We start from the raw sequence: 24,336 nt of genomic DNA, 5'->3' as shown, positions 1-24,336 counted from the left end.
CTACGGGAGGGAGTGCCCCGCAGCCGTGAAGAGGCGGTACCACTCTTCACGGCTGAGCGGGATGTCGGACCCCGCAGCAGACTCCACCACTCGTGCCGGCTTGGTCGTGCCCAGGACCACCTGAATGTTGGCCGGGTGCCTGGTGATCCAGGCGACCGCGATCCCAGTCGGCGTGACGCCGTGGGCGGCAGCGATCTCCTCGAGCGCGTCATTGAGCGGACCGTAATTCACCCGGTCGCCCACGAACACGCCCGTGAAGACGCCGCTCTGGAACGGCGACCAGGCCTGCAGGGTCATGTCGTTTAGTCTGCTGTACTCGAGGAGACCGTTGTCCCTGACAACAGACTGGTCCAGCCCGGCCATGTTGGCCGCGACCCCCTGAGAGATCAACGGCGCGTGGGTGATGCTCAGTTGCACCTGGTTGAAGGCAATCGGCTGGTTGACCGAGCGCTTGAGCAGTTCGATCACCCCGGGCGTCTGGTTGGAGACACCGAAGTTGCGCACCTTCCCGGTGGCGTGCAGCACGTCGAACGCCGACGCGACCTCCTCGGGCTCGACCAGGCTGTCCGGACGGTGTAACAGCAAGATGTCCAGGTAGTCGAGGTTCAGCGCCGCAAGCGACTCGTCGACCGAGCGGAGGATGTGCTCCTTGGAGAAATCGAAAAAGCCCTGGCGGATGCCGACCTTCGACTGGATGATGACCGACTCACGCTCTGCGTCCGTGAACGTGACTGCGTCACCGAACCGCTGCTCGCATCCGTGCGCCCCGCCATAGATATCAGCGTGATCGAAGAAGTTGATGCCGGCATCCCGGGCGGTGCCGACGAGAGTGCGGATCTCCTCATCCCCCATATCCGAGATCCTCATCAGGCCAAGAATGACATTCGACGCCTGCAGGTTCGTACGAGGAGGGATATATATCTTCATCAATCCATCGTGCCCTACTGAAGCTTCTTGGCCCGCCGAACCTGATGCAGGATCGGCTCGGTGTATCCGTTGGGCGAGGATGCGCCCTCAAGGATAAGTCGACGGGCAGCCATGAACGCAAGCCCGGGACCAGTCGAGCCGATCAGTGCTTCGTAGCTCGGGTCTCCGGCATTCTGCGCATCGACGACCGCCGCCAGTTGCCCGAGGCTCGCGTCGACATCCGTCTTGCTGATGACGCCGTGGGTGAGCCAGTTCGCGAGGAGTTGGCTGGAGATGCGCAGTGTCGCACGGTCCTCCATGAGCCCGACGCCGTGAATGTCGGGAACTTTGGAACACCCGACGCCCTGATCGACCCATCGAACGACATAGCCCAGGATCGACTGAACGTTTTCGTCCAGCTCGGTCAGGCGCTCCTCATCGCTGAGCTCTCGTTCGGCGAGTGGGAGGACCAGTATCGGGTCCAGCGACTGGCGAGTGCGCCCGGCCAGTTCTCGCTGGCGGGCGGCCACGTCGACCTCGTGATAATGGGTCGCGTGCAGCGTCGCCGCAGTGGGAGACGGCACCCAGGCCGTGGTTGCGCCGGACAGGGGATGCGCGACCTTCTTCTCGAGCATGTCGTGCATGAGATCGGGCATGGCCCACATGCCCTTGCCGATCTGAGCCCGGCCGGGAAAACCGGTCGCGAGACCGGCGTCGACGTTCGCGTTCTCGTAGGCGGCCATGAAGGGCATGGAACGGATATCGCTCTTGGTGGCCATCGGCCCGGCGTGCATGGAGGTGTGGATCTCATCGCCGGTGCGATCGAGGAATCCCGTGTTGATGAAGACGATGCGCTCAGCGGCAACGGCGATGCAGGACCGCAGATTCAGCGTCGTTCGCCGTTCCTCGTCCATGATCCCCACCTTCACGGTGAGTGGGGGCAGGCCAAGGAGCTGCTCCACCCGCGCGAACAGGTCGACAGTGAAAGCCACCTCATCAGGGCCGTGCATCTTCGGCTTGACGATGTACACCGAGCCGGTGCGTGAGTTGCCGCCGCGGGCCGCGCCGACGAGATCGGGGAACGCACCGAGAACGGTCAGCACCGCGTCGAGAACGCCTTCAAAGACTTCGACCCCGGATGCGTCACGTACGGTTTCGGTCTGCATCAGGTGCCCGACGTTGCGCACCAACAGCAGGCTCCGGCCGGGCAGCGTCACCTCGCCGCCGCCAGGAGCCGTGTAGACGCGGTCGCCGTTCATGGTTCGAGTGAAGACGCCGGCGCCCTTCCTGACGGTCTCACTCAGCGTTCCGCGCATGAGCTCGCGCCAGTTGCGGTAGCCGAGCACCTTGTCGTCGGCGTCGACTGCGGCAACCGAGTCTTCGAGGTCCATGATCGTCGTGACCGCGGACTCCAGCACGATGTCCTGGATGCCCGCAGCGTCCGTGGCCCCGATAGGTGCGGCCCGGTCAATGATCACGTCGAGGTGTAGTCCGTGATGAACGAAGAGCAGAGACGACGGTTCCAACGGCTCGCCCAGATAGCCGACCAGCGCGAGGGGGTCGGCCAGTCCGACGGATGACCCGTCCCCCAGAGCAACGACCAGCTCGCCGTTCTCGACACGGTACGCGACAGCATCCGCGTGCGAACCACTCTCGAGCGGGATGGACTGGTCGAGGAGAGCCCGTCCGCGGGCGATGACCCGTGCGCCCCGGACGGCGTTGTAGGCGTCTCCCCGGGCCGCGCCGCCATCATCCGCGATCGCGTCTGTGCCGTAGAGCGCGTCGTAGAGCGAACCCCAGCGGGCGTTCGCCGCGTTGACAGCGAACCGCGCGTTGAGCAGCGGAACCACAAGCTGCGGCCCGGCCTGCGACGCGATCTCCGCATCGACGTTCAAGGTGGTGATGGTGAAGTCTCCGGGTTCGGGCGCGAGGTACCCGATCTCGGTCAGGAAGGCGCGGTACTCGGCCGGATCCGGCTGGCCGGGGTGAGCCTGGTTAAAGGCGCCGATCCGCACCTGCAGGTCATCCCTGATGCCGAGCAGCTCAATGTTCCTGGGCGTGAGGTCGCTGATCAGCGCGCTCAACCCCTGCCAGAAGGCGTCCGCGGCGATACCTGTGCCCTGCAGCGCTTCATTCTCGACGAACGCGGCGAACGAGGCGGCGACATCGAGGCCTGCGCGCTGTTCGCGGGGCGCGAGGCCGGCGACAGGCAGCGATGCGGATGCTGCGACGGGCATGTTCATCGTTGAACTCCTTCGTAGGAACAGCTGGTGCGGGGTGCGCCCGCCGGGCTGACTGTGCCTGGCCAGTCTCTCACCCGACACCGACGCTCCGTGACGAACGCCCGTCGGGGCGGCCGCCTGACCGAAATTCGGCGCGCGCTCCGCCGCCGTCTTCTCCTCCACAAACTACGTTTGATCAGGTTATCCACTGGGCGCAGCAGGGTCCCCGCGTGCGCCGTCGAATGTCAGTGGGTGCCCGTAACGTGTGTCTCATGAAGCCCTCAGCTGCAGAGCAGATGGAGACCCTCGGTCGTCACTTCGACGCGATCCGGGAGACGCAAGCCGAGGCCGCGCGGGTGCACGCGCGCCTCGTCGAACAGGTCGATGAGGCCCGCCGGTTCGCCGAGGCCGCGGCATGGGAAGCAGCCATGGTCCCGGTGAAGGGCGCGCTAGCCGCGAATGTGCCCCTCGCCCGGTGGGACGCCGCAATGATCGCCGAGCGGGAGTTCGTGACAGAGCTGGCCTGCACCCTGCGACTGCCGGTGCGGTCGGCTGAGACCCTGATCGCCGAGAGCCAGGCCCTCATCCACGACCTACCGGCGACGCGAACGGCCTTGCAGAACGGGTTGATCACCTACCGACATGCACAGGTGCTGATCAACCAGGCCTGGTCCCTCCCGGCGGAGGCACTGGCCGGTTTCGAGCAGACCCTCCTGAAATCTGCCCCGCACCTGACGGCCTCGAACCTCACGCACAGAGCCCGCGTGATGCGGGAACGACTGCACCCGGAATCGATTAAGGCCAGGCACCAGAAGTCCGTTTCCGACCGCAGGGTCTTCTTTGAGCCGGAGCCCGATGGCATGGCATCGCTGCACTGGTACGACTCGGCTGAAAAAGTGCAAGCCGCATACGACCGGCTGACGGTGACGGCGATGAGTTCTCAGTGCCCGGAGGAGGCCCGCACCCTGACCCAGCTGAGGGCGGACACGTTCGCCGACCTGATCCTCGACGGGGTCACCGCGAACGGTGTGGGAAAGGGTATCCGCGGCACGGTGCACGTCACCGTTCCGGTGATGACCCTCCTGGGCCACTCCGAGGAGCCCGGCTACCTCGAGGGCTATGGACCCATCGACCCCGACACCGCCCGTGAGATCGCGGCACGGGCGCCCAGCTTCATCCGGATCCTGACCCACCCGGAAACCGGGGTGGTGCTCTCGGTCGGGCGCACCCGGTACAAGGTGCCGAAACACCTGAAACTGTACCTGCGGGTGCGGGACGAAACCTGCCGGTGGCCGGGCTGCCGTCGGGCGGCGGCGCATTCCGACCTTGACCACACTCTCGACTGGCAGTTTGAAGGAGTGACGGCGCACGATAATCTCGCACATTTGTGCCCGGCCGACCACGCGCTGAAGTCGGAGACCCGGTGGACCTACGTGCACCTGGGCGACGGCACACTGGAGTGGACGTCCCCGACGGGGCGCAGCTTCATCAGCGAGCCGGCCACGCTCATCCGCTCACCAGAAAAGGGAATCAGATCGAAGGATGACTCCGGGCCGGCTCCGGTGCGGCCGACTGACGCCACAATGGGGCCGCCGGAGCCGGGCGAACCCCCACCGTTCTAACCATCACCCACGATTTCGTGATCAACCGCCGGTTGCCATGTCTATTCAAATCGCTCAGGTGCTCAACCGAACGGGTCACGCCACCAGGTTCAGCGGCACATCGTCTTTGAACACAGAAACCGCTCCTGGGAATTCTCAAGAGCGGTTTCTTTGTATGCGCTGATCACGATACCCGTGAGGATGCGGCCAACGCCCGAATCCGCTATCCAGGGGCAAGGCTATTCAGCGCCGGCGTGACCCGACCGTTATCCCTCGACCCCGAGCTCCGCGGCTCCGCCGACCACATCCCGGCCCCCCAGCGGCTGGGTCGGCCGCGCATTATGACTATGTGCGCGCTCGAGCGTGCCAATCTGCTCCGCCGACATCGAGATCGGCGTGCTCATCACGACCCATTGCACGTCCTCGGTGCACGGCGGTGTGGTCAGGCTGCCCGAGTACTCGTAGTTCGCCAGCGACGGCGGCAACACCGCCGAGATATCCATTGCCACCTCCTCGTCGTCAGCAACATGCGTGGCCGCCTCGATGAACGGAGCCAAGGCATCTGATGCCGGCCCCTCGGTCACGAGGATGCCCAGCACCAGCAGTTTGCCTGCCGCATCCGCGTGCACCAGGTGCAGCTCGGCCGCCGCCGGCTGGCCGTTCACAGTGTGCTCCGACGGCACGTGAGCGTGCAGCTGCTGCAGGCTGTACTCGTCGCCGGCCAGAGTCAGCGTCTCGCCCTCGCCGTCGGCCTCGAACTCCACCGCGTGCCCGGTGTCGAACACATCGGCCTCCGCGTTTTCCGCGCTCAGCTGGATGACCGTGCTCGGTGCGGGCACGGTCGCGGGCAGGTCGATCGGGGATTGGGCGGTGCCTTCGGCACAAGCCGCGAAGCCGGGGTCCAGCTTCGCCCACGACGGTGGTCCACTCGCGCCGTCGTACGACCAGTGCACCGGCTCCGCCACCGGTGGCACGCTCAGCTCCGGCGCGGGCTGGGCGCAACCGACAAGGGTGATAGCGGCCACCGTGAGAGCTGAGGTGATGAGCCAGGGTCGTGCGGACATGGGTACTCCTAGAGAACAGCATTGAAAAGCGCCACACCGAACATGTGGCGTGACCACCCTTGTGACAGAGCCGCCTTCCCGAATTATCCTCTCGCTGCACCCGGCCCACGGTCATCGCCGATTTCCCCCAGCGAGCGCAGCTGGCATGAAATCCCCGTGACTGTGCCGGACATGCCTCAGTATGAGAGTTGTGACCGACACCGATCGCGAGAAGCGGATGCGCAATCTCGTCGAACTCGTCGCCGACCCCGTGCGCCGCTACCTGAGCCGACGCACCGACGCCGCGACGGCCGACGATGTGATCGGCGACACCCTCCTGGTGTGCTGGCGCCGACTCGACGAGGTGCCCGACGACGCGCTCCCCTGGGCGATCGTCGTCGCTCGACAGTGCCTCAGCAATGCTCAACGCGCCGAGCGTCGCCGCAACCGTCTCGTCGGCCGCATCATCGCCATCGATCCGCCGCCGGCCGCTGCGCACGAGAACCCGGCAGCATCCATCGTTGGCGGCACACCCGAGGCGACCCGCGTGACCACCGCTCTCGCCGGCCTGCGACGAAGCGACGCCGAGATCCTGCGGCTGTGGGCGTGGGATGAGTTGACGAGCCCGCGCATTGCCGTCGTGCTCGGCATCAGCAACAACGCGGCAGCGATCCGCCTGCACCGCGCGAAGGCGCGACTCAAGCAGGAACTACTGAAATCCGGCAACCCGACCGGACATGTACCTGACGACGGAGGGAGCAACGATGCACGACGATGACCGTGTGCTGCGCGATCAGCTGCGCGCCGCCGATCCGGCTCGCACGCTGCCCCCGACCTCGCCGACCTGGCTCGACCACAGAATGGAGCAGATCATGACCGACCAGTCCCCTCCCACCACGGCTGTCAGACCCAAGGCCCCGCGACGCGCCTTCCGGCGGTGGATGCCTGTAGTCGGCATCACCGCCGGCCTCGCCATCGCCGCCGCAATCGTCGTGCCCCTCGTCGTTGTCGGCCCGGAACCCACCGTGGAGGCGTTGCAGCCTCCCCTGGGCGGAGGCCTCGCTAGCGGTAGCTGCCTCATGCTCGAGCCGGCGACCGTCGCGGCGCAGGAGCAGGCGTTCGCCGCGAGGGTGCTGCAGATCCAGGGCGACACTGTTCTGCTGGAGGTCACGGAACGGTTCGCCGGCGACATCGCCGACCGGGTGGAGGTGACGCAGGTCGACGCGATGACCTCCGACTTCTCGGGTGTTCCCTTCGAGGTCGGCCAGACCTACCTCGTCGGCGCTGTCGATGGAACGATCAGCGGATGCGGCGTCACCGGGACGGACAGTGATGAGCTCCGCGCGGTCTACGACGCAGCGTTCCTTGGCTGATCCACGACTGCGAGAGCTGCTGAAAGGGGCAGCGCCTGAAGTCGTCACATCGGGTTGTTAGCCCCGCGGCGGTCAAGGTGATTGGGTCCCCTGATAGAGTCAGGCGACGTATGGGCATTTGCTCATCATGCAGGCAAACCCGGCGCGAGCCGGGGACGCAAAGCCACGGGGCACACGTTGTCAGCCGGGCTACCGAACAGCGAAGGCCACACGCATGCTCATCGAAGCTGGGCCACCCTCTTCCGAGGCGACGACTGCTGCCAGTGGCGTGCCCTCAGCGGTCTCGCGGCGCAACAATGTCACGGTGAGTGGCAACCCGGACGGCCGTGCAATCGTGTTCGCACACGGCTTTGGGTGTAACCAAAGCGCATGGCGACTTGTCACCCCCGCCTTTCTCGCGGACTACAAGGTCATCGTGTTCGACCACGTCGGAGCAGGCAATTCCGATGCGTCTGCCTACAGCTTTTGGAAGTATGACTCGTTGCTCGGGTATGCGGACGACCTGCTGGAGATCCTTGATGAGCTGGACGTCACCGACGTTGTCTATGTCGGTCACTCTGTCAGCGGGATGATTGGTGTGCTCGCCGCGAACCGAGACTCGTCCCGCTTCGGCGCTCTCGTACTGGTCACCCCGTCCCCTCGATACATCAATGCGCCGGGCTATGCGGGAGGATTCGAGGTCGAAGACATCAACTCAATGTTGGACGATCTGGATTCGAACTATTTCGGCTGGTCATCGATTATGGCACCACTGATGATGGGAAACCCGGACCGACCTGAGCTGGGAAATGAGCTGACGGAGAACTTCTGCAGCACCGACCCGACGATCGCCCGCCATTTCGCTCGTGTCACGTTCCTTTCCGACAACCGGGAGGACCTCCCCCTGGTCACCACGCCGACTCTGATCCTCGAATGCTCCGCCGACATCGTCGCCCCCGCCGCCGTCGCGCGCTACGTTCACCAACAGATAGCAGGCAGTACCTTGGTCACTCTCGCAGCCACCGGCCACATCCCTAACCTGTCGGCACCCGACGCTCTGACGGATGCCATTTTTGCCTACCTGAAATGAGTGACGCTGGCGATCGTGGGGTCGAGAGCATATTCGAGGATCTCTATGAGCACGCGCCGTGCGGGCACCTCTCCACAACGATCAACGGCATCATCATCCGGGTCAACGAAACTCTGCTGAAGTGGACGGGATATCAGCGCGAGGAACTCGTCGGCCAGCCGTTCGTCTCGTTCCTCCGACCTGGCAGCCAGTTGATGTTCGAGACTCGATATCTCTCGGTTCTCCACCTTCGAGGTGAAGTAAAAGAGGTGGCGGTGTCGTTCCGGCACGCGAACGGCACCGCGCTGCCGATGATGGTCAATAGCACCGTGACCACGGATGGAAATGGGGAACCTGTCACCATCCGGACGGCCGTCTTCGATGCCAGCGAGCGCCAGGAATACGAGCGAGAGCTCCTCGCCGCCCAACGCAAGGCGGAGGCGTCGGAAACTCGGATAAGGGTTCTGCAGAACGCATCAAGAGTGTTGACCGAGGCCACTACCGACACAGCGCTGGCGAATCAGCTGACGAAGATCACCCGTGAGGCGTTCGCTGCGTCCAACGTCTCGATGTATCTCCTGAACGCTGAGGGGAAGCTGGACCTGGCATCGGGAAATCCCGCGCTCGGACTGCTTGATCTGTCCGGCGACGGGCCAGCCAGGCTACTGGCCCGCCCCGAGGGCACGATGATTCTGTCGCGCGCTGATCCCTTGGCCAAGTCATCAGGGCTCGCCGAAGTGATGCGAGGCGCCCAGGTGGAGACACTCGTGTCCGTGCCGTTGTCGGAAGAAGCATCTCCGCTCGGTGTCCTGATCAGTTCCTTCGCACGTTCAAGGAGCTTCGAACCGGACGACATCGGGCTCTACGAAGCCCTCGCGCGTCAGTCCACCCAGGTGCTGACACGCATCCACCTCCTCCAGCAACTTGAACGGCTAACGCTCATCGATCCGCTCACGGGCCTTGCCTCCCGTCGCCTCATCCAAAAACGTCTCAGCGACGCGGTGACCCTCTCACGGCTCAACCACCGTTCGATCGCACTTCTCCTCATCGATCTGGACGGTTTCAAACTCATCAACGATGAGTTGGGACACGCCACCGGTGACAGTGTGCTGAGCGAGGTCGGCTCCAGACTGTCGTCGGTCGTTCGCCATGGCGACCTCGTAGGGCGACTCGGCGGGGACGAGTTCGTGGTCCTCTGCGAGGACGTGACACCCGATGAGGTGGACCGTGTCGTCGAACGCCTGCATGCCACCCTCCGCAAGCCGCTCACCGGGCGCGCGAGCCAGAAGCGGGTCACCGGGAGTATCGGCACCATCCTGTATCTCGGCGGAGTGCCGGATCACATCCCTCCCGACCTGATTCTCGAACAAGCCGATGAGGCGATGTATCGGTCCAAGCGCGCGGGGAAAGACCAGGACACCACCGTCATAGTCGGCGACGCCTCGCCCGCGGAGGGCCACCCAGTACTCTGATTCGCGACATGGTGCCCTATTCGAGATTGGTCCCGTCTAGTCCGTGGGCCGCAGACCCAGGGGCGCCATGCCGTCTCGTCACCGATACCCTCCGGGCGTCCACGTCAAGGCCCGGTGGTTCGAGGGTCGGTAAGGAAGCAGTGTCTAGATTGCGATCAGTTGCCATGAACCTGCCTTCTTGCAGGTTGGGCAGCTGATCTTGGCAACACAAGCGTCGTACCCAGCGCGGTCGTTCGGGTTCCGGTCCTCGCAGCGCTCCCGCTCAACGATGCCGCAGATGATGCAATTTATGTCATCTTCTGATGGCCCGAAGCCGCCGTTGTCCCTGAGGCGAAATGCCATGACGCGACCGCTGTCAGTTGCCACCGCGCCAATTTGAATCTCGCCAACGCTCACCCGCTGAACTTTCATCCGACCGATTTCTTCGGGAAATGTTGGCTCACGCTCTGTGGTCATGATGACCTCTCCGAGAATAATGCTCCCTGTCAATTCAAATTTCGGTTTAGTACGCGTCCACAGTTCTGTCAATGTAGGTCACTGATTGAAGCGCTCCGAATCATTCTGAAGCGCCGCGTAGTGGGCATGGTCGACGCCCCGTCGGTGGTCTACCCGTTCGAACACCCGCCGAACAGCATCGAGCAGTATCGAATCATCGTCGGCGCGGTGACGACCGTCGGCCTCATCCTGAGCGTGCTCGTGTCATGCGGCGCCGCGATCATCACCGGCTGATCAGCAGAGAGGGACGTGCAGTCATGCACGGACAAGTTCGAGCTGAGTACCCATTCGCGCCGGCGCAGTTCTCACGACTGACCAAGCGGGGCATCCTTCTCGGTCTTTTCGTGCCGCAGCTGGTTGCCCTGTCAATCGGGACGCTCACCATCGTCACCACGCTCTACATTGCGGGCACCGCCGGCATCGCTTGGACGAGCCCTGTGTGAGGCACCGTGGCGGTGATTGCCGTATCCCGATTGGCGGCCCAAAGATCGTCGAATGGATGCCGATCATCAGCCGTTGGGTATGGCGTCGACTGAGCAAGCCGCCATCCAGAGCTCGCGCGAAACGCGACGGCTCGTTGGCCAGCAGGGTGTGTGTGACGGGCCACATGCTAGGCTCGCCACAGACTGTCGGGCGTGTTACTCATCCGAGGCAAGAACCCGAGGTCCGGTACTTCATTGCTGACTGCCGACCTCACCTGCTTCGAGGCCTCCATCGTTGTCGATGTCCCCGACCTCTTGTATTCCTCGCAAAGTGCCCCACGGGCACTGTCCGGCGGATCCACCGCCTGGAAACCGTTCGGCCATCAGGCTTGTTCGGAAGAGGAATCCCGTGCCGGGATGTGCCGCCGAATGCTGAAACCCGACAATAAGGGGATCCCACCGTGGCAACCGTACGAGATTATCCAAAGCTGGGACGAGATATCATCGATCTCGTCGGTGGCGAGAAGAACATCGACCAAGCGACTCGGTGTGCAACCAGGCTGCGGCTCGTCCTGAGCTCCACACCACCGAACGCGAAAGCCAGAATCGCCGCCCTTCCGGGGGTGATCACCGTTGTTGAGAGCGGTGGGCAGTTCCAGGTTGTCATCGGCACCCACGTCGGAGAGGTCTATGACGCCGTTGCCCAAGAACTGAAGCTGGAAAATCGGGCGGATGCCGGCGCCGGGCCGAAGCTGAGCATCGTCAGCCGCGTCATCGCGACAATGTCCGCCGTCTTTGCGCCGTTCGTCTACATCCTGGCCGCCGCTGGCCTTCTTCAGGGTGCACTGATCGTCATCTCCATGGTGTGGCCTGGATTCACGGAGACGGGCAGCGACGAGGTCTTCTCGTTCATGTCGTGGACTCCGTTCACGTTCTTGCCTATTCTGATAGCGATCACGGCATCTCAGTATTTCAAGACCAACATGCTGGTCGCCGTGTTGTGCTGTGCAGCCATCATGAATCCGACGTGGAACGAGATGGCCGCTCGGATCAGCTCCGGGGAAACCATCACACTGTTCGGTATGGCGCTGAGTCCGACGACCTACACCTCATCGGTCCTGCCGCCACTGTTCCTGGTGTGGTTGCTCTCCTACTTGGAACGGTTCCTCAACAAGCACCTGACCGGCGTTGGCAGGTCAATCCTTGTGCCACTAATTTGCCTCGTGCTCTTAGTGCCTTTGACTCTGCTCTCAATCGGCCCGGTCACATCGGCCACTGCCATGGGTATCGCGACCGGATATAACTGGCTCTCGGCCGACTTACCAATTTTGGCTGGTGCCCTGATCGGTGGCTTCTGGCAGCTGGCCGTGGTGTTCGGTATTCATTGGGGTATCACCCCGGTCGTACTCGCCAATTTCGAACAGTATCAGAGCGACTCCTTCCAGGCTTTCCAGACCGCCGCCGTCATTGCCCAGGTGGGAGCCGTAGCCGGCGTCTTCTTCAAGACCCGTAACCGCGAACTCAAGAGGGTTGCGGGTTCAGCCGCAATTCCCGGGCTGTTCGGCATCACCGAACCGGCAATTTACGGTGTGACCTTGAGGCTCAAGAAGCCGTTTCTCCTGGCGTGCGTCGCCGGGGCGGCCGGCGCCATCGTCATCGCCCTCTTCGGCTCGCGCTACTACGCCTATGCCGGTCTACCGGGTCCGTTGACCATTGTGAACGCCTATCAGCCCGGAACCACCTCCCTTCTCGGCGAGATCATCGGCTGCCTTGTTGCATTCTTCGGCGCCATGGTCCTGGTCATCGTGTTCGGCTTCAAAGACCCGGTGATCGAGCTGGATGCTGAGATCCACGAGCCCGGAACCCCGCTTTCTTCGGCCGTTCTGACCAGGGAGGCGTACACCGAAATGGTTGCCGCCGCCGGCAGCCGCACCAGCATTGCCAGTCCGGTCACGGGCAAGGTGGTCCCAATGTCGGAAGTACCAGATCCTGTATTCTCCACGGGGGCCATGGGTGCCGGCGTCGCGATCGCACCGACCGATTCACGGATCTATGCCCCCTTCGACGGGACCGTGGTCGTGGTGATGCCCTCCAAGCACGCTCTCGGCCTGATCTCCGACGATGGGGTGGAGCTGTTGATCCATGTCGGGATCGACACCGTGAAGCTGAACGGTGAGCATTTCACCGTCCACACCCACACCAACGCGAAGGTCAAAAAGGGTGACCTGTTGCTGGAGTTTGACCACGAAGGGATCTCACGGGCCGGGTATTCACTGCTCACCCCGGTCATTGTGACCAACTCCCAGGACTTCGACGACGTCCTGCCGTACCCGCGAACCGAAGTCACACACGGAGAAGAGCTGGCCACGGCCGTAAAAGCTACCGTTTCCATCGCCGAGTGACGAACACGGTAGGGGGTCCCCCTCGGGGGACCCCCTACCGTGAGTGAGAGGAGAACAATTCATGAATGCATTGCCTAAAGATTTTCTGTGGGGTGGCGCCGTGGCGGCCCACCAGTTCGAAGGTGGCTGGAATGCCGGCGGAAAGGGGCCCAGCGTCGTTGACGTGCTGACCGCTGGCGCACATGGCGTGTCCCGGCGAGTCACGGAGGTGGTTGACCCCACCGAGTACTACCCGAACCACGAGGCCATCGACTTCTACAATCGTTTTCCCGAGGATGTGGCTCTGTTCGGTGAACTGGGACTGAAATGCTTCCGGACCTCGATTCAGTGGACTCGGATCTTTCCGCGGGGTGATGAAGACGAACCCAACGAGGAGGGCCTGGCCTTCTACGACGAGGTCTTCGACTGTCTCTTGAGTCAAGGCATCGAGCCAGTGGTGACACTGTCGCACTTCGAGCTCCCTCTGCACCTTGCCCGCGCCTACGGCGGTTTCCGGAACCGGGCGCTCGTGGACCTGTTCGCTCGCTTCGCGCGAGTGTGCTTCGAACGTTTCCATACCAAGGTGCGCTACTGGATGACGTTCAACGAGATCAACAACCAGATGGACACCAACAACGCCCTGTTCCTTTGGACGAATTCCGGTGTCACCCTCACAGAACAGGATCGTGCGCGTGAGGTCCTCTTCCAGGTGGCCCACCACGAATTGCTGGCCAGCGCCCTGGCGGTGCGGATCGGTCACGAGATCGCACCGGACCTGCAGATCGGATGCATGATCTCGCATGTGCCGGTCTACCCGTTCTCCTGCGACCCGGAGGACGTGATGGCAGCCCAGGTAGCGAACCGCGATCGTTTCTTCTTCTCGGATGTGCATGTGCGCGGGCACTACCCCGCCTACGCGCTGAAGGAAATCGAGCGCGACGGCTACAACGTCGGTTGGCAACCCGGTGATGAGGAGATCCTTGCCGCCGGAACGGTTGACTACGTGGGTTTCAGCTACTACATGTCGACCGTCGTCAGGGCAGGAGTGCACAACGACGAGGAGAGCCTCAACGGTGCTCTGTCGAACTCGGTTCCGAACCCTCATGTCAAGGCCAGTGATTGGGGCTGGCAGATCGATCCCGTGGGCCTGCGCTACTCGCTCAACGTCCTGGCCGACCGGTATGAGAAGCCGCTGTTCATCGTCGAGAACGGATTCGGCGCCGTCGACGAGTTTGCAAGCGATGGAGAAATTCACGACCAGTCGCGGATCGATTACCTCCGAGCTCACATCGAGCAGATGACAGTCGCGGTGGAGCACGATGGGGTCAACCTCATGGGGTATACCCCTTGGGGCATCATCGATCTCGTGTCATTCACCACCGGCGAGATGAAGAAGCGCTACGGCATGATTCATGTCGATCGTGACAATGCCGGGAACGGAACCCTCGCCCGGAGTAAGAAGGACTCGTTTAATTGGTACGCCCACGTAATCGCCTCCAACGGGCTGGCCCGGTAGAGCGCGTGGACGTCGGCGGGGGTGGGGTGAATCCCATGTTGCAGGGTGAACTTGACGATGCGGGGACACCAGACCCAGAAACCGTCGACGTCCTCCGGGCGCTGAGCAACAACGCTCTTCTAGCGACGGATTCCGCCGGTGCCAGGAAGATTCTGCTAGGGCGAGGAATTGGTTTCGGTAAGCAGTTGGGAGATCGAATCGATCCGAGCTCAGCATCGGAAGTTTTCATCCCGGACTCGCAGTATCCGATGGCCCAGCTGACGGCCTTCATCAGTGAGACTCCCCTGGCCGTGATCCGTGTTGCCCGCCGTGTTGTCGAACTTGCCCAGGAACGGGCAGGGATCCGACCCAGTCAAAGCCTGTTGCTGGGGGTGGCGGATCACCTCCATTTTGCAGTGCAACGTGCGCGGCAAGGGATAATTGTCGCGTATCCGCTCCACTGGGAGGTGGCTCAGCTCTACCCTGGGGAGATGGCCATCGGCCTAACGGCCGTGGAGGTTTCGTCGGCCGAGTTCGGTGTGCCGATTCCACCCGAGGAAGCCACTGCCTTCGCCATGCACCTAGTGAACGCCCAGTTCGCGAGTACGGACATCGGTGCCACGGTGTCAATGACTGAGCGCATTGGCAAGATCGTCGCTGTGGTCACTGCGGCACTTGGCCTCACCGAATCTGTGGAATCCATGTCCATCGCCCGGTTCGTGACGCACCTACGCTACCTAGTCGCCCGGACCCAAAGCCAAACGCAGATCACGGGATGTCCTCCCGGTTTGGCCAGACTGATCCATGAGGACCACACGCCGGCATTTGAGTTGGCACAACGAGTGCAGACGATTCTCGAGCTGGGTGGATCGCCGCTCACCGACGCTGAGATCCTCTACCTCGCCATGCACATTGCCCGGCTGGAGTCCACGCGATAAAGCGCCGTTGAAGTCCCCCCGCGAACCCGTGGTAGGCAGGTGGAGGGAGGCGATTCCGACATAGGCCAACACCTGCAGCAGGTGATAGTCGCAGGACTTCCCGAGGCGCGTTTTACCGGGCGAAATCAATTGGTCGTCGCGGGACCGGCTGGGACGGCGGGGGTTCGAGGCCATGTCCAGGCGGAGCGCAGGATGAAGGCCAAGAGCACCACCTCGATTCCGATGGAGAGGCCGTAGAACCACGACCAGTCCCAGGACTCCCCTACCGCGTTGAACGCGGAGACGGCAATGTAGAGCGATGCGATGACGAGGTTCGTGGCGCGGTTCACGCGGGCGGGGAGCGTCATGGAGAGCAGCACCATCAGGATCGGGATCGCGATGAGTGCGACGAAAATGGTCAACAACGTTGGGCTGATGTCGAACTCGAAGGTGACGCCGGCGCGGAGGTTGTCGATGACGCCGGGCTTGTAGAGGTGGAAGTAGTCGATGTAGATGTAAAAGAACATGAAGCTGGTCCATGCGGCGGCGAGCTTGGCCTGCACGGGGATCGGCGGGTTGTCGAACAGGTTCGGGGTGTTCGTTCGGATGGTGCTGGTTCTGGACATGGCGGACCTCGCGAGTTTTCAGATGATACTTACGGCTGTAAGGATTGATCGCCAGCGTAGCCTTACGAGCGTAAGTGCGCAAGGATGGGAGAATGACGCCGCGCGCACCGCTGAGCAGGGAGCGGATCATCGCCGCCGCCTCCACCGTCGCTGACGATGCGGGTGTTGGCGCCGTGAGCATGCGAAGTGTCGCGAAGGTGCTCGGCGTTGAGGCGATGTCGCTCTACCACCACGTCCCAAGCAAGGAGGCGCTGCTCGACGACCTCGCCGACTGGGTGTTCGAAAGTATCGAGCTGCCCGAGGTCGGCGATACCTGGCGGGAGGCGCTGACCGCCCGGGCACGATCGGCACGGTCGGTGCTCACGGCTCATCCGTGGGCGCTGGGGATAATGGAATCGCGCCCAATCCCCGGCCCGGCGCTGCTACAGCACCACGACCGGCTACTGGGCGTGCTGATGGCCGACGGCTTCAACGCCGCGCTTGCGACACACGCGTTCTCGGCGATTGACGCCTATGTGTACGGGTTCGCGCTGACCGAGACGAGCCTCCCGTTCGAACCGGGGGACGGCGCCGAGGAGGCGTTCGCCGTCAAGGTCGCGGCGCCGGCGGAGCTGTATCCGCACATTGCGCGCTCTCAAGCCGAGCTGTTCGGCGATGGCGGCTACGCGTTCGCGGACGAATTCGACTACGGGTTGGAGCTGTTGCTGGAGAGCCTGGAGCGTCGGGTCGCCGACGCGAACCCCGCACTGCGCGAGCGTTAGCGAACCCGCCGCAGGACTCGCCTGCCAAGCGCATCGAGAACGGTTACTGGTCCTGAGCTAATGGCTGCCGTGAGGTCGCCCTCCGCATCATCGAAAGCCAGTTCCCGTCCAACCTCTCCGACGAAGATCGTGAAGTCCTGGTCAGAGTCCTCAACCAGATCCATCTGCCCACAGGGCGACCTTTGGGCAGACCCTCCAATCGGGTTGACGAGATGCGCTTTGGCGACGTGCCACCGGGACCGTACATTGCCCAGGGGTGGTTATCTCGCGTGCAGGTCTCACCTGGACATGTGGCGGCACACATGGCGCGAAACGATCATCACCACATGTGGTGATGATGCATCATCATGCGCAGCCGGAGATTTCGCGGAGATTCTTCGGCATCCGCTGGGGACGAGACGGAACCAGGAAGGGGCTCCGTGCCTTTGCGTCCCCGGTGCCCTCAGGCGTCCGAGTCGCTACACACCGGGAGGGTCACAATGCTCATGGAGGCAGCGGGAGGAATCATCGTCGAACCTTGTCCCGCGCCCCACGTTCATGTGAATCGTCCGTCGCGTGACCCGCAACGACGCGGCTGAAGTCGCCGATCGGGCCGCAGTCTCCGCCCTGGTCGACCGGCACACCCTCCCGCTGGACACGGCCGACACCGCAAGATCGACGAGCAGGGCGACGACTACCTGGTGGCCGGGCACATCCAGCCGCGTACGTCGTCGACGTCAGGGATCAGGGCTGATCCACCGCGTTGGGCCAGATCGGGGCAAGCCGCTAGCGCAGCCCTCTCAACCCTCGATCGACGCACCCTCGAGGCTGCGCGGCTCGAGCGCGCGAGCGCGTGAGCGCGTGGGAGACCACCCGCTTTGTCGTCATCCCGCAACTGAACCGCACCACGGTGCTGCTCGGCCTGCTCAGCATCGTGCTCGCCGGCCAGTGGGTGTTCACCAACGTGTCGGTGCTCACGCAGGGCGGGCCGGACGGCGTCACCGACAACGTCTACTACCGCATCTACACACTCGGCTTCGAATTCTTCGAGACGGGAATGGCGTCCGCGGCTGCGGCGGTCGTGCTGCTGTTCTTCGGCATCGCCAGCCTTGGCTGGGTCTTCCTGAGGCGTTCGCGTGCGCATGGCTGACCGCGGCGCGCGGCGCACCCACCGCCGCCGGGTGGCGGGAGTCGCTTGGCACCTCACACTCAGCGTCGTCACTCTCACGATGATCTTCCCCGTGCTGTGGGGTGTTCTCACCTCATTCAAACCCACGAACGAGATCTACTCGCTGAGCCCGTTCTCGGCTAGCCCGACGCTGGAGCACTACGCCCACGCCATCAGCGACTGGCCGGTGGGGCAGCTCATCGGCAACACCTTCGTGATGGCCGCCGGTGTCGCGCTCGGGCAGCTGGCGATCGCCATCCTCGGCGCCTTCGCTCTCGCCTTCTTCGCACCGAGCGCACGCGGGCTGATCCTCACGCTGCTCACCATCTCGCTCGCGATTCCACCGCAGGCGCTGATCATTCCGCAGTTTCTGCTCACCGCAAAGCTCGGGTGGCTCAACTCTGACCTTGGGCTCATCGTGCCGCAGCTCGGCGCCTCCGCGCTCGCTGTGCTCCTGCTGCTGCAGCACGTCGACGCGCTGCCGCCATCCCTGCTGAACGCCGCTCGCCTCGACGGCACCCGACCTCGGGAGGTGCTGTGGAGCATCGTGCTGCCCGCCCTGCGACCGGCGATTGCCGCGGTGACGATCCTCGTCTTCATCACGACCTGGAACGAGTACCTTTGGCCGCTGCTCGTCGCACCGCGCCAGATCGACACTACGGTGCAGATCGGCCTCCGCCAGTTCGAGACTGCGGAAGGCACCAACTTCGGTGGTCTGCTCGCGGCCGCCACCCTCACCAGCCTGCCCATCCTCGTCGTCTACCTCGTCGCCTCCCGACGGATAACCGACGCCTTCCTCCAGTCGGGAATCAAATGACCAGCAACACCATCGCTGGAGACATCCAGCTCGTCGGCCTCACCAAGAAGTACGGCTCGAGTATCGCGCTCGACGCTATTGACCTGCACATCCCCGCCGGATCGCTCACGGTCATCGTCGGGCCGTCGGGCTGCGGCAAGTCGACGCTGCTGCGCGTGATCTCCGGACTCGAGACGGCGACGGATGGCGAGCTGCTCATCGGCGGGCTTCCTGTCGCCGACCATGATGCCGGCGACCGCGACGTGGCAATGGTCTTCCAGGACTACGCGCTGTATCCGCACATGACGGTGGCCGCGAATCTGTCGTTCGGGCTCCGACTGCAGGCGCGGCACGACCGTCGCGGTGGACCGTCGAAGTTTGACATCGCGGAGCGGGTGGCGCAGGTCGGAGACCTGCTTGGTCTCGAGAAGCTACTCGACCGCAAACCTGCCCAACTGAGCGGCGGCCAACGCCAGCGTGTCGCGCTCGGGCGCGCCATCATCCGCCGTCCACAGGTTCTCCTGCTCGACGAGCCGCTCTCCGCCCTCGACTCCCAACTGCGTGCCAGTGCCAGGGGCGAGATCCTACGACTGCACCGCGAGATCGGCGCCACCCTCGTGCTCGTCACCCACGACCAGCACGAGGCACTCTCGATGGCCACCCACCTCGTGGTCATGGACTCCGGCACCGTCGCCCAGAGCGGAACCGCCGAGACGCTGTTCCACTCGCCTGCGACCGAATTCGTCGCCACCTTCGTAGGTTCGCCCGCGATGAACCTGCAGGCCTCCGGCGGCGGCCGAGTGGGCTGGCGGGCAGGGGACGCACGGCTGCTCGGGGCGGATGCCGCGGGTACGGCCGCGCCGGATGGCCTGCTCGTCACGGGCATCACCGAGATGTGCGAGTTCACCGGCAATGGCCAGCAGGTGTCGGTGCGCGACGGCGACCGAAACTTCGCTCTCGCCCAGCGCGAGGGCGAGCGGTGGCTGCGCGTCGGCGACCCAGTGCGCGCAGTGATCGCACCCCATCAGCTGCATCACTTCGACCAGAACGGAATCCGCCGCAATGTCTGACAACTGTGATCTCCCACTCGAGGTGGTCTGGTGCGACTTCGGCGGAGTGCTCACCCCACACCTCAACGAGGCCATCGACCAGGTGGTGGAAGCGAGCGGCATGCCCTGGAGGGTGCTCGTGGCCGCAGCCGACGAGGTGGCCCATGAGCTGGGAGTGACCGGGCTCGGACCGCTCGAGCTCGGTCTGCTCAGCCAGGCGGAGTGGGGCGCTCGTGTCACGCGGGCACTCCCTTCGGAGCACGAGAGCCGCGTCGACCTGGGCCGCTGGGACGAGTTCTGGTACCGCGACCGCCCCGTGAACGTCGAACTGTTGGATGTACTGGGTGAGATAGCCGCTGGCGGCGTGCGCATCGGCATGCTGACGAACAGCGTCGCAGAGTGGGAGCCGCACCGTGCCAGAATGCTCGCCGGCGCTTCGTTCTTCGATGCCTACGTGCGATCGCACGAGATCGGCATCGCGAAACCCGATCCCCGCATCTACGCGCACGCCGACGCCGCACTTCCCGCCGCACACGGACGGGTCGTACTCATCGACGACCTCACCTCCAACTGCGCGGCGGCCGAAGCCAACGGTTGGCTGGGCATTCACCACACATCGACGGCCACCACGATCGCGCGGTTGCGCGAGTTGACTGCACGCTAGAAATGCGGGGACTGCCAGATCATGATCGAGTCCGCCAAACTGCCCACCATAACTCGATGCCCCGATCCCGCCCGGTGTCAACGGTGCAGCGGACGGCCTAGAAAGCCCGGAAATCGAGCATCGATTCCTCAACGGCGAGAACCGACCAGGTGCCGCCCTCGGCATCCGTGAACGCGTATGCGGGGACGACCAGGACACTCCCGTCGGGCTGCCACTGGCTGGTGAGACCGAGCTGTGCGCTGACGATCTCGACCTTGTTCACCGGCCATGAGACCGAGGTGCCGGCGACTGGTGTCGCGGGCGGTTCCGTCGGTGCCACCCATTCCTCGGTCGTCGACGCTTGATCGCGGAGGGCGATCGGCAGAGTCGTCGGTGAGCCGTTGAACCGCGGGTCTGAGAGTCGTTCGAATCCCTCTTGCTCGCTGACCACCGGGTACGTCCCCAGTGCGACGACGTCGGCGAGGGCACCGTTGGCGGAGACGACACCATCTTTTGCCATTTCCAATGCCCAACCTTGGTCGAGCTGCTGCCCGTCGATGACCGGTTTTGCCTCGGCGGTTCGCGTGGGAGAGCCTTCCCACACCTGGGAGCTGAATTCGAACGCGCCGGGGTCCCGGCCGGCGGCGCCGAGGAGCTCGCGAAGTGCTCCGATCGCAGCGTCTTCGGTGGGCGGCTGGCCACTCGGCTCACAGATTTGGTCACCCTCACACTGCCACGGGTTCACCTCCGGGTTCTGGAAGTAGAAGGAAAGCATGCCGTCGAGACTCACTGACAGGCTCGGGGCGCTGCCGTCCTGCGGGCCGGCGACCCAGCTGCCGTCCCGCTTTTCGACTGATGACCCGATGCCGAGCGCCGCGGCGAGCGCGGTGACCTTGTCTGTGTTGGACGCCGAACGGGGGTCGTAGGCGTAGGACTGAGCCGTGCCCGCCGTTGTGCCCAGACTGGAGGCGCTGAAAGCATTCCGGCCGGATCCGTAGGGGTAGGTCAAGGGAGACATCTTCTGGTCGATAGCGGCGCCAGAGCCCACGGACGGTTCTATTGCGCCTTGTGCCACGCTTTCGGGGCCCCCGCCTGACTGCACAGTGATGGGCGGAGCTGCGCCGTCGGCGAGGCTCATCGGCCCGCCTGTCGTCGCTCCGATCCCGTATCCCGCGGCACCCACGATCGCGATCGACGCCGCGACTGCGACGAACGGGAGCCAACGGGGCCTGCGGCGTGCTCGTGCCGTGTCCAGGTCGGCCAAGGGTGCCGTGTCGCCCGTCGGTTCAGCCGGGTCAGCCTCAGGGCCGGTGACCCGTGCGACGACCTCGTCGGCGAACCCGGCACGCGCTTCGATATCCCCCGCCGGGTCGGCGGCACGCAGCCGGGCGATCGGGTCTTGTTGTTTGTCGTCGTCGTTCATGTCGATCAGCCTCCGGAATTTCGGTTCACTTGGGATATGTGCGGGGCATGCCGAATCTTGCAGAAGCGCTAGAACGACATCCGCTCGCCCCAGGCGTCTCGCAGTCGCTTGCGCGCGCGCGACAGCGCGGCGTCAGCCCCGGATCGGGAGATACCGAGCACGCCGGCGAGCTCGGCCCCGTCGAGACCTTCCCACGCGTGCAGGAGAAGGATCTGCCGGTCGCGCTCCCCCACGCTGGCAAGCGCGCCGCGGAGTTCCGCATCGAACAGGAGGTTCAACTCCGGATCGCCGTCGACTCGCACCGCCCCCGACTCGGGCACCTCGTCGACGGGAAGATCGATATGCTTCCGGCGCGAATTCGCGAGCGTGTATCCCGCCGTGCGGTACAGCCACGGCAGCACCTCATCCCGCGGCAGATCGTTTCGGCGTCGCCAAGCCGTCGCGAAGACCTCAGCGGCCAGGTCCTCGGCATCCTGACGCGGTCCACGGCGGGCGAAGTAGCGCACCAGCGCAGTCGAGTGCGCCCGGACGATCACGGTGAACCAGTCGACATCGGCCGCCGCCGTGGGCGGGTCTGCGCTGTCAGGCATCGCCGCTCCCTCGCTCGTGTCGGCGGCGGCTGGGGTGTTGGCGATGCTCACGTACTGAATATGTCGCTTCCGCGGCAAGTCTTGCAGGCAGCGCGCCGAATATTCTGAGATCGCGTCACGATCCTGCGAGGAGTGGTCTGAGCCCCGATGAGACGGTCAGCCACACCGTCCGGGCTTCACATCCAGGTAGATTGCGGCTGTTGCTGTGGCTGGGGATGACCACTAGATTCTTGACTGACTGCAGGCGATCGCCTGAACGCTCGTCTTCGCACTTTTCTCCAGTGCCGCCGGTCCAAATTCGCCCTCACTTCCAACGAAGAGGATGTCCCGTGGATTCATTGAGAAGGCTCCAAGCCGTGGCGCTCGCGGGGTTGACAGTGTTCGTGCTGACTGCCTGCGGGACCGCAACAACAGCGACCCCCACCTCTTCCGCCGCCACGGCGAATATAACTCCCGCGGTCGCGATCGGGCCGGCAACTGTCGGGTTTGGGACGTTCCGTTCGCAGGCATCTTCCGGGAAGGATGGGGCACGCTACGCTTCCGGCGCGGCCGGAAGCGGTGACGCGTACTTCCCCTACTCCGGCAACGGCGGGTACGACGTTCAGCACTACGACCTCGCCCTCCGTTACGCGCCGCCGACGGATCCCACGGTCCTCACCGGCAAGCTCAGCGGCGTCGCGACCATCACACTCCGCGCGAAGCAGGATCTGCAGTCGCTCAACTTCGACTTGCGCGGCCTCGACGTCGCAGCGGTACGGGTGGACGGCAAGGCCGCGGCACACGGGAATTCGCAGGGCAAAGACCGCGCCGAGTGGTCACAGCTGCAGGACGATGCGAACAGATCCTGGGAACTCACCGTTGGGCTGCGGCCGAAGCTCAAAGCAGGTCAGACGACGACCATCGTGATTGCATATGGCGGGATCACTGGGCGGTCGCTCGACACCACCGAGGCCCTCTACGGGTGGGTCACTACCGCTGATGGCGCGATGGTGCTCAACGAGCCCGACGGGGCGGCGACTTGGTACCCCGTGAACGACGACCCGCAAGACAAGGCCACCTACCTGTTCCGTATCACGGTGCCGGCCGGCAAGACCGCTGTGGCGAACGGGCTGCCCGTCGGGATGCCCGCCACGAAGGCCGGTTGGACAACCTGGACGTGGCGGGCGTCCGACCCGATGTCCAGTTACCTGTCGACGGCGAGCGTGGGTGACTTCGCCTTGTCCCGCGACGGGACGTCGGCCGGCCTGCCGATCATCAATGCCATCGACGATGGAGTAACGGATGCGTCCCTTGCAGAGACGAAGGCGGCACTCGCGCTGCAGCCCCAGATGATCACATTTCTGGAGACCCAGTTCGGGCCTTATCCCTTCGAATCGTTCGGCGCGATTGTCGACGACGACTCGGTTGACTACGCCCTGGAGACCCAGACACGTCCGGTGTACTCAGAGGTCGCGGACGAATACACGGTGGTGCACGAACTGGGGCACCAGTGGTTCGGCAACTCCGTGACCCCGTCGGATTGGCAGGACATCTGGCTGAACGAAGGCTGGGCGAGCTATATCGAGTGGCTGTGGGCCGAACATCAGGGCACGGCATCCATTCCGGACCAGTTCGCCGACACGGTGGCATACCTGGACGCAAACGACGGCTGGGCGCTCAACATCGCAGACCCAGGTCGCGACAGTCTCTTCGCGAATCCGGTCTATCTGCGGGGTGCAGCTGCCTTGTACGCTTTGCGCGCCGAGATCGGCGACGACGCTTTCTTCGCCGGCGCCAACCTGTGGCTGACTCGGTACAACGACTCGAATGCGACCACTGAGGACTTCCAAGCCGTGATGGAGGAGAGTTCCGGCCAGCAACTTCAGACCTTCTTCGACGACTGGCTGCGCGAAGGCGACCGCCCGGCAATGCCGTAGCCCCAGCCCG

Annotated in this window: 23 protein-coding genes and 1 riboswitch; of the genes, 16 read left to right on the top strand and 7 right to left on the bottom strand. The window is 64.1% G+C overall.

The features are described 5' to 3' along the window. Positions 1-927 carry an aldo/keto reductase gene (locus E3O65_RS01915; RefSeq protein ID WP_134362068.1) on the bottom strand — a complete coding sequence of 309 codons (927 nt, stop codon included), beginning with the start codon at positions 925-927 and terminating at the stop codon, positions 1-3. Positions 928-941: 14 nt separating this feature from the next. Further along, positions 942-3,149 carry a malate synthase G gene (locus tag E3O65_RS01910; protein WP_241985828.1) on the bottom strand — a complete coding sequence of 736 codons (2,208 nt, stop codon included), beginning with the start codon at positions 3,147-3,149 and terminating at the stop codon, positions 942-944. A gap of 251 nt (positions 3,150-3,400) precedes the next feature. On the opposite strand from E3O65_RS01910, the gene E3O65_RS01905 reads away from it, so the two are divergent. After that, entirely contained in the window at positions 3,401-4,750 is a 1,350-nt protein-coding gene (locus E3O65_RS01905; RefSeq protein WP_166785616.1) for an HNH endonuclease signature motif containing protein, read from the top strand. A gap of 245 nt (positions 4,751-4,995) precedes the next feature. Here the strand turns inward: E3O65_RS01905 and E3O65_RS01900 are convergent, their stop codons facing one another. Continuing rightward, positions 4,996-5,793, bottom strand: a complete 798-nt coding sequence (locus E3O65_RS01900) for a carbonic anhydrase (protein WP_134362066.1) — start codon at positions 5,791-5,793, stop codon at positions 4,996-4,998. Positions 5,794-5,983: 190 nt separating this feature from the next. Here E3O65_RS01900 and E3O65_RS01895 point away from each other — a divergent pair, with 190 nt between their 5' ends. The 4 genes from E3O65_RS01895 (at position 5,984) to E3O65_RS01880 (ending at position 9,665) form a co-directional block, all read left to right on the top strand. After that, complete coding sequence (locus tag E3O65_RS01895) at positions 5,984-6,550, top strand: RNA polymerase sigma factor (protein WP_134362065.1); 567 nt, start codon at positions 5,984-5,986, stop codon at positions 6,548-6,550. Beyond that, complete coding sequence (locus E3O65_RS01890; RefSeq protein ID WP_134362064.1) at positions 6,537-7,145, top strand: hypothetical protein; 609 nt, start codon at positions 6,537-6,539, stop codon at positions 7,143-7,145. Before E3O65_RS01895 ends, E3O65_RS01890 begins: the two co-directional genes overlap by 14 nt. A 122-nt stretch (positions 7,146-7,267) precedes the next feature. Beyond that, positions 7,268-7,342: riboswitch (cyclic di-GMP riboswitch) on the top strand. A 17-nt stretch (positions 7,343-7,359) separates the two neighbouring features. Beyond that, positions 7,360-8,214 (top strand): alpha/beta fold hydrolase, encoded by an 855-nt coding sequence (locus E3O65_RS01885; RefSeq protein WP_134362063.1) that lies wholly within the window; start codon positions 7,360-7,362, stop codon positions 8,212-8,214. After that, positions 8,211-9,665: a sensor domain-containing diguanylate cyclase gene (locus E3O65_RS01880; RefSeq protein ID WP_134362062.1), complete on the top strand. Its 1,455-nt coding sequence runs from the start codon at positions 8,211-8,213 to the stop codon at positions 9,663-9,665. The genes E3O65_RS01885 and E3O65_RS01880 overlap by 4 nt, the downstream gene beginning before the upstream one ends. A 144-nt stretch (positions 9,666-9,809) precedes the next feature. On the opposite strand, the gene E3O65_RS01875 is transcribed toward E3O65_RS01880, so the two are convergent. After that, complete coding sequence (locus tag E3O65_RS01875; RefSeq protein WP_134362061.1) at positions 9,810-10,121, bottom strand: hypothetical protein; 312 nt, start codon at positions 10,119-10,121, stop codon at positions 9,810-9,812. A 126-nt stretch (positions 10,122-10,247) separates the two neighbouring features. Here E3O65_RS01875 and E3O65_RS16545 point away from each other — a divergent pair, with 126 nt between their 5' ends. The 5 genes from E3O65_RS16545 (at position 10,248) to E3O65_RS01855 (ending at position 15,396) form a co-directional block, all read left to right on the top strand. Continuing rightward, on the top strand, positions 10,248-10,394 hold the full coding sequence (locus E3O65_RS16545) for a hypothetical protein (RefSeq protein WP_166785615.1): 147 nt from the start codon (positions 10,248-10,250) through the stop codon (positions 10,392-10,394). Positions 10,395-10,417: 23 nt separating this feature from the next. Beyond that, the gene (locus E3O65_RS01870; RefSeq protein WP_134362060.1) at positions 10,418-10,603 is read left to right on the top strand and encodes a hypothetical protein; all 186 of its coding nucleotides are present in this window, start codon (positions 10,418-10,420) and stop codon (positions 10,601-10,603) included. Positions 10,604-11,043: 440 nt separating this feature from the next. After that, the gene (locus E3O65_RS01865; RefSeq protein ID WP_134362059.1) at positions 11,044-12,984 is read left to right on the top strand and encodes a beta-glucoside-specific PTS transporter subunit IIABC; all 1,941 of its coding nucleotides are present in this window, start codon (positions 11,044-11,046) and stop codon (positions 12,982-12,984) included. Between the two features lie 61 nt (positions 12,985-13,045). Then, complete coding sequence (locus tag E3O65_RS01860; RefSeq protein ID WP_134362058.1) at positions 13,046-14,479, top strand: 6-phospho-beta-glucosidase; 1,434 nt, start codon at positions 13,046-13,048, stop codon at positions 14,477-14,479. Positions 14,480-14,514: 35 nt separating this feature from the next. After that, positions 14,515-15,396 carry a PRD domain-containing protein gene (locus tag E3O65_RS01855; protein WP_134362057.1) on the top strand — a complete coding sequence of 294 codons (882 nt, stop codon included), beginning with the start codon at positions 14,515-14,517 and terminating at the stop codon, positions 15,394-15,396. A 125-nt stretch (positions 15,397-15,521) separates the two neighbouring features. Here the strand turns inward: E3O65_RS01855 and E3O65_RS01850 are convergent, their stop codons facing one another. Further along, the gene (locus E3O65_RS01850) at positions 15,522-16,001 is read right to left on the bottom strand and encodes a DUF6326 family protein (protein ID WP_134362056.1); all 480 of its coding nucleotides are present in this window, start codon (positions 15,999-16,001) and stop codon (positions 15,522-15,524) included. Positions 16,002-16,093: 92 nt separating this feature from the next. Between E3O65_RS01850 and E3O65_RS01845 the strand changes: the two genes are divergently transcribed. The 5 genes from E3O65_RS01845 (at position 16,094) to E3O65_RS01825 (ending at position 20,418) form a co-directional block, all read left to right on the top strand. Beyond that, a complete protein-coding gene (locus E3O65_RS01845; protein WP_134362055.1) occupies positions 16,094-16,762 on the top strand; it encodes a TetR/AcrR family transcriptional regulator in 669 nt (222 codons plus the stop codon). Positions 16,763-17,594: 832 nt separating this feature from the next. After that, complete coding sequence (locus E3O65_RS01840) at positions 17,595-17,891, top strand: sugar ABC transporter permease (protein ID WP_134362054.1); 297 nt, start codon at positions 17,595-17,597, stop codon at positions 17,889-17,891. After that, entirely contained in the window at positions 17,884-18,726 is an 843-nt protein-coding gene (locus tag E3O65_RS01835) for a carbohydrate ABC transporter permease (RefSeq protein ID WP_134362053.1), read from the top strand. The genes E3O65_RS01840 and E3O65_RS01835 overlap by 8 nt, the downstream gene beginning before the upstream one ends. Beyond that, positions 18,723-19,775: an ABC transporter ATP-binding protein gene (locus E3O65_RS01830; RefSeq protein ID WP_134362052.1), complete on the top strand. Its 1,053-nt coding sequence runs from the start codon at positions 18,723-18,725 to the stop codon at positions 19,773-19,775. Before E3O65_RS01835 ends, E3O65_RS01830 begins: the two co-directional genes overlap by 4 nt. Beyond that, the gene (locus tag E3O65_RS01825) at positions 19,768-20,418 is read left to right on the top strand and encodes an HAD-IA family hydrolase (RefSeq protein ID WP_134362051.1); all 651 of its coding nucleotides are present in this window, start codon (positions 19,768-19,770) and stop codon (positions 20,416-20,418) included. Before E3O65_RS01830 ends, E3O65_RS01825 begins: the two co-directional genes overlap by 8 nt. Before the next feature lie 97 nt (positions 20,419-20,515). Here E3O65_RS01825 and E3O65_RS01820 read toward each other — a convergent pair whose 3' ends face one another. Next, positions 20,516-21,820 carry a hypothetical protein gene (locus E3O65_RS01820; protein WP_134362050.1) on the bottom strand — a complete coding sequence of 435 codons (1,305 nt, stop codon included), beginning with the start codon at positions 21,818-21,820 and terminating at the stop codon, positions 20,516-20,518. A gap of 68 nt (positions 21,821-21,888) precedes the next feature. Continuing rightward, positions 21,889-22,461, bottom strand: coding sequence for an RNA polymerase sigma factor (locus tag E3O65_RS01815; RefSeq protein WP_241985829.1), 573 nt, complete (start codon positions 22,459-22,461; stop codon positions 21,889-21,891). A gap of 278 nt (positions 22,462-22,739) precedes the next feature. Between E3O65_RS01815 and E3O65_RS01810 the strand changes: the two genes are divergently transcribed. After that, the gene (locus E3O65_RS01810) at positions 22,740-24,326 is read left to right on the top strand and encodes a M1 family metallopeptidase (protein ID WP_241985830.1); all 1,587 of its coding nucleotides are present in this window, start codon (positions 22,740-22,742) and stop codon (positions 24,324-24,326) included. Positions 24,327-24,336 lie beyond the last annotated feature (10 nt).

Origin of the sequence: Cryobacterium breve (genome assembly GCF_004402375.1) — a bacterium.
GTDB lineage: Bacteria > Actinomycetota > Actinomycetes > Actinomycetales > Microbacteriaceae > Cryobacterium > Cryobacterium breve.
Note: the sequence above shows the minus strand (reverse complement) of the source record. Positions and strands in the feature narration are given on the sequence as shown.

Bases quoted from the DNA above. Each gene is read 5' to 3' on its own strand.
- E3O65_RS01835 (WP_134362053.1), top strand. From the start codon at position 17,884: ATGGCTGACCGCGGCGCGCGGCGCACCCACCGCCGCCGGGTGGCGGGA.
- E3O65_RS01830 (WP_134362052.1), top strand. From the start codon at position 18,723: ATGACCAGCAACACCATCGCTGGAGACATCCAGCTCGTCGGCCTCACC.
- E3O65_RS01900 (WP_134362066.1), bottom strand. From the start codon at position 5,793: ATGTCCGCACGACCCTGGCTCATCACCTCAGCTCTCACGGTGGCCGCT.
- E3O65_RS01910 (WP_241985828.1), bottom strand. From the start codon at position 3,149: ATGAACATGCCCGTCGCAGCATCCGCATCGCTGCCTGTCGCCGGCCTC.
- E3O65_RS01905 (WP_166785616.1), top strand. From the start codon at position 3,401: ATGAAGCCCTCAGCTGCAGAGCAGATGGAGACCCTCGGTCGTCACTTC.
- E3O65_RS01860 (WP_134362058.1), top strand. From the start codon at position 13,046: ATGAATGCATTGCCTAAAGATTTTCTGTGGGGTGGCGCCGTGGCGGCC.
- E3O65_RS16545 (WP_166785615.1), top strand. From the start codon at position 10,248: ATGGTCGACGCCCCGTCGGTGGTCTACCCGTTCGAACACCCGCCGAAC.
- E3O65_RS01890 (WP_134362064.1), top strand. From the start codon at position 6,537: ATGCACGACGATGACCGTGTGCTGCGCGATCAGCTGCGCGCCGCCGAT.
- E3O65_RS01885 (WP_134362063.1), top strand. From the start codon at position 7,360: ATGCTCATCGAAGCTGGGCCACCCTCTTCCGAGGCGACGACTGCTGCC.
- E3O65_RS01825 (WP_134362051.1), top strand. From the start codon at position 19,768: ATGTCTGACAACTGTGATCTCCCACTCGAGGTGGTCTGGTGCGACTTC.
- E3O65_RS01880 (WP_134362062.1), top strand. From the start codon at position 8,211: ATGAGTGACGCTGGCGATCGTGGGGTCGAGAGCATATTCGAGGATCTC.
- E3O65_RS01855 (WP_134362057.1), top strand. From the start codon at position 14,515: ATGTTGCAGGGTGAACTTGACGATGCGGGGACACCAGACCCAGAAACC.
- E3O65_RS01845 (WP_134362055.1), top strand. From the start codon at position 16,094: ATGACGCCGCGCGCACCGCTGAGCAGGGAGCGGATCATCGCCGCCGCC.
- E3O65_RS01915 (WP_134362068.1), bottom strand. From the start codon at position 927: ATGAAGATATATATCCCTCCTCGTACGAACCTGCAGGCGTCGAATGTC.
- E3O65_RS01820 (WP_134362050.1), bottom strand. From the start codon at position 21,820: ATGAACGACGACGACAAACAACAAGACCCGATCGCCCGGCTGCGTGCC.
- E3O65_RS01870 (WP_134362060.1), top strand. From the start codon at position 10,418: ATGCACGGACAAGTTCGAGCTGAGTACCCATTCGCGCCGGCGCAGTTC.
- E3O65_RS01875 (WP_134362061.1), bottom strand. From the start codon at position 10,121: ATGACCACAGAGCGTGAGCCAACATTTCCCGAAGAAATCGGTCGGATG.
- E3O65_RS01850 (WP_134362056.1), bottom strand. From the start codon at position 16,001: ATGTCCAGAACCAGCACCATCCGAACGAACACCCCGAACCTGTTCGAC.